The 7,574-nt window shown below is 72.2% G+C and carries 5 protein-coding genes; 2 read left to right on the top strand and 3 right to left on the bottom strand.

Annotation, left to right across the window (positions count from 1 at the left end; genetic code table 11):
• Positions 1-137: 137 nt before the first annotated feature.
• Positions 138-1,079, top strand: coding sequence for a cellulose-binding domain-containing protein (locus IEZ06_RS23650; RefSeq protein ID WP_229798592.1), 942 nt, complete (start codon positions 138-140; stop codon positions 1,077-1,079).
• 58 nt (positions 1,080-1,137) lie between these two features.
• Here IEZ06_RS23650 and IEZ06_RS23645 read toward each other — a convergent pair whose 3' ends face one another.
• Positions 1,138-3,735 (bottom strand): cation-translocating P-type ATPase, encoded by a 2,598-nt coding sequence (locus IEZ06_RS23645; RefSeq protein WP_189238877.1) that lies wholly within the window; start codon positions 3,733-3,735, stop codon positions 1,138-1,140.
• 4 nt (positions 3,736-3,739) lie between these two features.
• Positions 3,740-4,654, bottom strand: a complete 915-nt coding sequence (locus IEZ06_RS23640; RefSeq protein ID WP_189238876.1) for a universal stress protein — start codon at positions 4,652-4,654, stop codon at positions 3,740-3,742.
• A gap of 373 nt (positions 4,655-5,027) precedes the next feature.
• Here IEZ06_RS23640 and IEZ06_RS23635 point away from each other — a divergent pair, with 373 nt between their 5' ends.
• Positions 5,028-6,284, top strand: a complete 1,257-nt coding sequence (locus IEZ06_RS23635; RefSeq protein WP_189238875.1) for a GAF domain-containing sensor histidine kinase — start codon at positions 5,028-5,030, stop codon at positions 6,282-6,284.
• Between the two features lie 53 nt (positions 6,285-6,337).
• On the opposite strand, the gene IEZ06_RS23630 is transcribed toward IEZ06_RS23635, so the two are convergent.
• Positions 6,338-7,255 (bottom strand): universal stress protein, encoded by a 918-nt coding sequence (locus IEZ06_RS23630; RefSeq protein ID WP_203872136.1) that lies wholly within the window; start codon positions 7,253-7,255, stop codon positions 6,338-6,340.
• Positions 7,256-7,574: the final 319 nt, after the last annotated feature.

The following is a 7,574-nucleotide window of genomic DNA, read 5'->3' as shown; positions in this document are numbered from 1 at the left end:
GCTGTGGCCGTACTCACCGGTGGCTTGCCGCACGTCCGAGATCCTTAACTACGCGGCCTTGCAGCAAGGACGCCGGTGACGCCGCCACTCAGGAGCGCCGGCTGCGCTCCACCCGCCAGCTGTGGGACCCCACCTACGTGGACGAGAGCTGGATCAACAGGCCGGTGCGCATGATCCCCCGGATGCGGGAACTGGTCGACCGGCACTACCCGGGCACCAAAGTGGCCATGACCGAGTACAGCTGGGGTGCATACGGGCACATCAACGGCGCACTGGCCCAGGCCGACATCCTGGGCGTCTTCGGCCGGAAACGGCTCGATCTGGCCACGCTGTGGACGGCGCCGGAGAGCGACGAGCCGGTCGCGCACGCCTTCCGGATGTACCGCAACTATGACGGCAGGGGCGGCGCGTTCGGCGAGAGCGCGGTCAAGGCGACCAGCGCCGACCAGGACAGGCTGGCCGTCTACGCGGCCGAGCGCGGCAGCGACGAGGCACTGACCCTCGTCGTGGTCAACAAGACCGGCGAGGATCTCACCAGCGACGTCGCGATCAAGGGGCGCACCGGCTCGGCGACAGCCCAGGTCTACCGCTACAGCGGCGCGAACCCGGCGGCGATCGAGCGCACGACCGACCAGCCGGTGGGTGCCGGTGGCTTCACCGGCGCCTTCCCGGCCCATTCCATCAGCACCATCGTCATCCCCCCGGGCGGCACCGACCCGGACCCGACCCCCACGCCCACTCCGACGCCCGCCGCCTCCTGCCAGGTGACCTACACGATCACCAACCAGTGGCAAGGCGGCTTCCAGGGCAGCGCGAAGATCACCAACCGGAGCGACACCCCGGTCAAGGGCTGGAAGCTCGGCTGGTCGTTCGCGAACGGCCAGAAGGTCACCCAGTCGTGGAACGGTTCCTTCACCCAGTCCGGGGCGGACGTCACCGTGACCGGCGCCTCCTGGAACGGGACGATCACCGCGAACGGCGGCAACGCGGAGTTCGGCTTCCTCGCCAGCCGCACCGGAACCGCCAACGACGAGCCGACCGGCTTCACGCTCAACGGCTCTCCCTGCGTGGACGGCTGAGCCGCCGTCCGGGCCGCACCCGGCCGGGTGCGGCCCGGACGGTGCGGGAGAGGTCCCGTCACCCGCCGGGCGAGCGAGGCGTACGGGAACGGACCTCCGGCAGCGCGTCCCCACCCGCCCGTCCGGATCGGACCGCCTTGTGGAGGGCGTCGGCGCCGATGACGGCGGGAATCGCCAGGGCGGCCAGCGCCCAGCCGGCCGGCGGCGGAAGGGTGCCGCCCAGCAGGCCGGACAGGGGCGGCACGCCCAGGAAGACCAGGAGCAGGACCGCTTCGCTGGCCACCGCTCCCAGCAGGAGCCGGTTGCCGCGCCAGGGCAGGTTCCCGGCCCAGCGGGTCTGGCTGCGGCAGGCAAAGGCGTTGGCGAGCTGCCCCAGCACCACCGCGGCGAAGGCGGTGCCGGAGGCGGCGGCCAGCAGCGTGGGATCCGGGTCGGCGCCGAGCGCCCAGCCGCCCAGCGCGAGCACCGCGGTGAAGGCGGACATCTCCACGGTGGCCTGGGCGGGCCCGAGGACACCGAAGACGCGCATGAGCAGGCGCCGGTCCAGCAGAGCCCCGGTCCGTGCGGGCCCGTCCATGGTGCGCGGGCTGGCCGGCTCCGCGCCGAGAGCCAGGGCGGGCAGCAGGTCGGTGCCGATGTCCAGGGCCAGCACCTGCAGCACGCTCAGCGCCAGTGGGACGGTGCCGCCGCTGATCGCCCACACCAGGAACGGGGTGAGTTCGGCGACGTTGTCGGTCAGGTGGTAGGTGAGGAAGCGGCGGATGTTGGCGTAGGTGGCCCGGCCCAGCTCGACCGCGGTGACGATGGTGGCGAAGTGGTCGTCCAGCAGGACCACGTCGGCGGCCTCGCGGGCCACATCGGTGCCGGAGGCGCCCATGGCCACCCCGATGTCGGCCTCGCGCAGCGCCGGGCCGTCGTTGACGCCGTCGCCGGTCATCGCGACCACGTGGCCGTGCCCGCGCAGCGCGCGGGCGATGCGCAGCTTGTCCTCCGGCGTCACCCGGGCGATCACCGCGCCGTCGTGGTCCAGCAGCGCGCCCAGGGCGTCGTCGTCTGCGGGCAGGTCGCGGCCGGTGAGCACGAGGGAGTCCGGGCCGAGCAGGCCGACCTTGGCCGCGATCGCCCGGGCGGTGCCGGGATGGTCACCGGTGATCATGGCCAGTTTGATCCCGGCGCGCCGGCAGGTGGCGATCGCCTCGGTGACGCCGTCGCGGGGCGGGTCCTCCAGGCCGACCAGGCCGACCAAGGTCAGGTCGCGTTCGACCTCCTCGGAGGTCTCCCCCGCCGGGGCGTCGCGCCGGGCCACAGCCAGGACGCGCAGGCCGCGCTCGCTCATCGCCTCCAGCGCCTGCTCGGCCGCCCGTCGCGACTGCGGTGTGTCCCCGCACAGCGGCAGGACCGCGTCGGGGGCGCCCTTGAGATGCAGCCGGCCGTCGGCGACCGCCGAGGCACGGCGGCGGACCGGATCGAACGGGAAACGCCGGGTGACGGCCGCCTCCTGCGCGGCTCCGGCGTGCAGCGCCAGCGCGTGCAGCGCGACCTCCATCGGGTCGCCGATCCCTTTCACGGCGCCGTCGGTGCGGACCAGCCGCCCGGTCGAGCACGCCACGGCCGAGCGCATGATGTCCGCAGCCGAGGCAGGAGCGGCCAGGTCGAGGGGGCCTGCCGGGGTCCAGATCTCGACGACCGTCATCTCGTTGCGGGTGAGGGTGCCGGTCTTGTCGGTGCAGATGAACGTGGCCGACCCCAGGGTCTCCACCGCTTCCAGGTGGCGGACCAGCGCGTTTCGGCTCGCCATGGAGCGGGCCGCGCGGGCCAGCGACAGGGTGACCGTGGGCAGCAGCCCTTCGGGGACCAGGGCGACGGTGACGCCGAGCGCGAGCAGGAACCCGTCGGCCGGCGCCATGCCGAGCAGCAGTGTCAGGGCGAAGAACAGCGTTCCCACGCCGAGCGCGATGACTGCGATGATCTTGATGACTGTTCCGAGGCGGCGGGCCAGCGGGCTGGGCGGCCGCGTCGCCGCCTGGGTGAGGGTGGCGATGGCGGCCAGCCGGGTGCGGGCGCCGGTGGCCGTCACGACGGCCTCGGCCTGGCCTTCGACGACGAAGGTGCCGGCGAGGACCGCATCGCCTCCGCGGGGCCGGACCGGGACGCTTTCTCCGGTCAGCGTGGACTCGTTGACCGCCAGCGCGTGGACCTCAGCCAGGCGCAGGTCCGCGCTGATCCGGTCGCCGGCCTCCAGCAGGACCACGTCCCCGGCGACCAGGTCGGCGGCGCGCACCACGGTGCGGCGGCCGTCGCGGCGGACCGTGACGTCGGCGGGGATCAGCTCGCGTAGCCGTCTGCCCGCCTGATCGGCCCGGTACTCCTGGGCGAAGGCGAAGACGCCGTTGAACAGCACAACCACGACGATGGCGACCGCCAGCTGGGGCATTCCGGCCAGCAGCGCCAAGCCGGCCGCGCCCCACAGCAGCAGCGCGAAGAAGTGCACCATCTCCCGCAGCAACAGCAGCGGCACCGGGCTGCGCCCGCGGGCCGGCAGCCGGTTGGGGCCGTCGGCGGCCAGGCGCCGGGCCGCCTCAGCCGAGTCCAGGCCCGCCTGCTCCGGCCGGGCAGCCGTTGTGCCTGCGACGTCATCCGGTGGATCGCCGGTCACGGGGTCATCCCTCGCGCCCTGACGGGGTCCCGTCCCCCTGTTCCTGGCGCGGCCGGTCGGCGGGGGCGGGCACGACGGCGACGGGGCAGCGGGAGTGCTCGACCATCACGCGCACGACCGTGCCCAGGTGCCCCTCGCGGTGCCGGGTGCGGTCCGCACCGACGACCAGGAGACTCGCCTCGGCCGATGCGGCGCCCAGCGCCTCCTTCGGCGTATCGGTCACGGCGCGGACCTCGACCGCGACGCCGGGATACCGCTCCCGCCACGGCGCGAGCCGCTCCGCCATCCCCTCCCGCCCGGCCCGGGTGAGAATCTCGACGTCGGGCAGCGGCGCCATCGCCGTTCCCCACGCCATGGCCTGCAGGTGGACGGCGTGCACGACCACCAGGCGCAACTGCCGCAGGGCGGCCTCACCGAAGGCGAACTCCAGCGCCTCATCGGGTGTGGTCGGGCTCAGCCCCAGCACCACGGGACCGGGATCGGCCGGAACGGGGATCGGTCCGGGACCCCGCACGATGATCATCGGGCAGCAGGCGTGCGCCGCGACGTAGAGGGTGACGGAACCGATCACGGACCGGGCCAGGGCGCCCAGGCCGCGGGAACCGATCACCACGAGGTCCGCGCCGGCTGACAATTCGGCGATGCGCTCGCCGGCCGATCCCTCGTACAGGTCGGTGGTGACCTCGGCGACCGTGCTGCACGAGCGCGCGCAGGCGGCCCCGTGGTAGAGCACGTGCTCGGCGGCCTTGCGCAGATGGGCTTTGGCCTCCTCGGAGGCCTCGCCGTACGGCCAGCGCCACGCGTGGGTGACCGTCAGCGGGAGCTTCCTCAGCTCGCACTCGTCCATCGCCCAGTCCAGGGCCTGCATGGAGAAGTCCGAACCGTCGTAACCGACGACGGCTGTGCGGGTTGCGGTCATGGTTCTCACCTCGAATCCATCATCGAAAGCGGCGGCCTGCGCCGGCAGAGCGCAACGCCCCCTTCATCGAGGACCTCAGGCCCGAAACTGCGGGTCGCGCCAGCGAGGGGCCACCGCCGCCCAGAGGTGTACCCCACCCGCGCCCCGATGACCGGCGGCACACTGCGCAGGTGAGACGCGCCCGCAGCGATCGGGACCGTCCGCGCCGGCGGCGCGACCGGCCGCCGGCGTCCCCTCGGCCGTACCGCTTCACCGCCCGCCGCCCTGATGTGCTTTTTACCCGTGGTACGGGGCGCGGCGTGTCCTTGACGCGCCCGGGACGGGATACAGGTGAAGCCGGGAAAGGCACAGGCAGCGGACGGGAAAGGGCACGATGAGTGAGACACCGGTTCCGTCCGATGAGGATGAGCGGCTGAGGGAGCTCGATGAGCTCGGCGCCCTGAACGTCCTGGTGGAACCGGCTTTCCAAGCGGTCGCCGAACTGGCCGCCTACGTCTGCCGGACGCCGATCGCGCTGGTCAACTTCCCCGAGCGCGGCCGGCAGTACTTCAAGGGTCACGTCGGCACCAGCGCCACCGATATGGACCGGCGGGTGCGGTTCTGCCCGTACACCGTCGAGACCCGCCGGCTGCTGGAGGTGACCGACGCGCTGGCCGATCCGCGCTTCCGCGATGATCCCGCGGTCACCGGAGAGCCGTACGTCCGCTTCTACGCCGGCGCTCCCCTGATCAGCAGCCGTGGCCACGCGCTGGGCGTGGTGTGCGTGTTCGACCACCGGCCACGCCGGCTGGCGCCTGCGCAGCACCAGGCCCTGGACACGCTGGCCGTGTGCGCCACCGCGCTGCTGGAACTGCGTCACCACAGCGACCAGGCCGAAAAGGTGATCGTCCGGCTGCGGGAGCTCGAGAAACTCAAGCACCAGTTCCTGCGCACCGTCAACCATGAGCTGCGCACCCCGCTGACCTCCATCCGCAGCTACGTGCAGATGCTCCAGGACGGCGGCCTGGACGAGGGCACCGAGCAGCGTTTCCTGGAGGTGATCGACCGCAACAGCGAACGCATCCTGGGCTTGATCGATGAGCTGCTGCTGATGGCCAGCCTCATCGCCCGTACCGCGGCCTTCCATCCGGAACGTACCGACCTGTCCGCCCTGGCCCGGGCCGCGGTCGAGGCCGCCACCGTCAAAGCGTGGAACGTCAGCCACACCCTCGTCCTGGACGCTCCGGCCGAGGTGACGGTCTGGGCGGATACGAAACGGATACGGCAGGTGCTTGCCCAACTGCTGGACAACGCGGTCAAGTTCACTCCGAGCGGCGGCACGGTCGAGGTCTCCGTCCACGGCGATCCCGCCCCTACCGTGGAGGTCCGCGACACCGGCATCGGGATCACACCGGAAGCTCTGGAGCATGTCTTCGACGATTTCTACCGCGCTCCTGAAGCCGAGGAGCGGGCGATCGGCGGTACCGGCCTGGGCCTGCCCATCGTCGCCAGGATCGCCCGCATGCACGGCGGCACCGTGGACATCGACAGCCGGCCGGGCCAGGGCACCCGGGTGCGGTTGACCTTCCCCCGGCCGCCGTTGATCTCGGGACAGGCGGCCGGAAAAGCCGATGACGTCGTCGTCTCCTGACCGGAGCCGCACATGCTCTCATCGGTCGGGGAGGACACCGCGTCTGCCGGCGGTCAGTTCGGAGAGGGCCTTTCAGCGCCCGTGTGCCCTGAGCGGCGCCCGGCTGGAGGCACGACCAGCACCGGCCGGTGAGCGCGGTGCAGCGTCTGCATCGCCACACTTCCCAGGAGAACCTCACGCAGGGCGCTACGGCCGCGAGAGCCCACGACCACCAGCGCCGCGTGCCGCTCCCGCGCGAGGTCGGCGAGCGTGTCCGCCACAGCGCCCGCGGACGTCCCATACCGGCTGCCCACCGACAGCGGCGCCGCCCGGCGGCCGTCGCCGGCCTCGGTGAAATCGGCCGGTCGCCCGGCCGCCTTCTCGTCGTTGACGGACACCAGGAGCAGGTCCCGGGCAGGGAACAGGTGTTCGGCCTCGGTCAAGGCGCCGCGTGCACCAGCCGATCCGTCCCAGCCGATGAGGACCGGGCCACCGGTCAGCGCGGCGTGTTCGGCGATGAGCAGGGGATGCGCGGCCACCAGCACGGGCTTCGGACTGTAGTGCACGATCATGTCGGAGACGCTGCCCAGCACCGCCGCGCCGCCGCTCAGGCCGCGCGATCCGACGAGCACCACGTCGGAGTTCAGCTCCTGCGCGAGCTGGGCGACTTTGAATCCCTCCCCGCCGTAGCCGCGTTCGACCAGCGGCTCAGCCTCCCACCCGGCCGCCCGGGCGAGTGTGGTGCCCACGGCGGCGATCTGGTCGGCTTCCCAGCGGCCCTCGCGTTCGATGGCCTCCACGAGATCGTTGAGGTGTGATGCGCCGGTCCACAACCGGCGGTGCAGGCTCTTTCGGGCGAACGGCGGAGTCCACAGGTAGACGATCCGGGCGTGCGCGCCGGGAAACAACAGTGCTCCGACACCGACGGCTGCATTCGCCGCCGGCGAGCCGTCGTAGCCCATGAGCACCCGCAGGGCGGGAACGTCTGTCATTCGGCTTCCCCGGTTCGGACACCACACCTCGACCCCGTAGTCACAACCTTACCGTTCGTGTTCTCACGCATCACAGGAGGCGGCTGCAGCCGGGTTTCCCGTTGATGACCGGCAACGGTCCGCACCTGGATCGATCAGGGGCCGGCCACCGTACCGGAGGCCGAAACGACGGGATCTCGGCCCTACCGCCGTCGTGCGGCCAGGAATGACCGGTCGAGACGTGCAGGCTCGTCACGGGCGGGCTTCATGCCGCATCAGCGGTTTCCCCGCAAGGCGGCACCGCGCTGCAGGCTCGCCTCGTTCTGGGCAGAAACCCAGT

This window comes from Planomonospora antibiotica, assembly GCF_014647955.1.
Taxonomy (GTDB): Bacteria; Actinomycetota; Actinomycetes; order Streptosporangiales; family Streptosporangiaceae; genus Planomonospora; species Planomonospora parontospora.
Note: the sequence above shows the minus strand (reverse complement) of the source record. Positions and strands in the feature narration are given on the sequence as shown.

Bases quoted from the DNA above. Each gene is read 5' to 3' on its own strand.
- IEZ06_RS23630 (WP_203872136.1), bottom strand. From the start codon at position 7,255: ATGACAGACGTTCCCGCCCTGCGGGTGCTCATGGGCTACGACGGCTCG.
- IEZ06_RS23640 (WP_189238876.1), bottom strand. From the start codon at position 4,654: ATGACCGCAACCCGCACAGCCGTCGTCGGTTACGACGGTTCGGACTTC.
- IEZ06_RS23635 (WP_189238875.1), top strand. From the start codon at position 5,028: ATGAGTGAGACACCGGTTCCGTCCGATGAGGATGAGCGGCTGAGGGAG.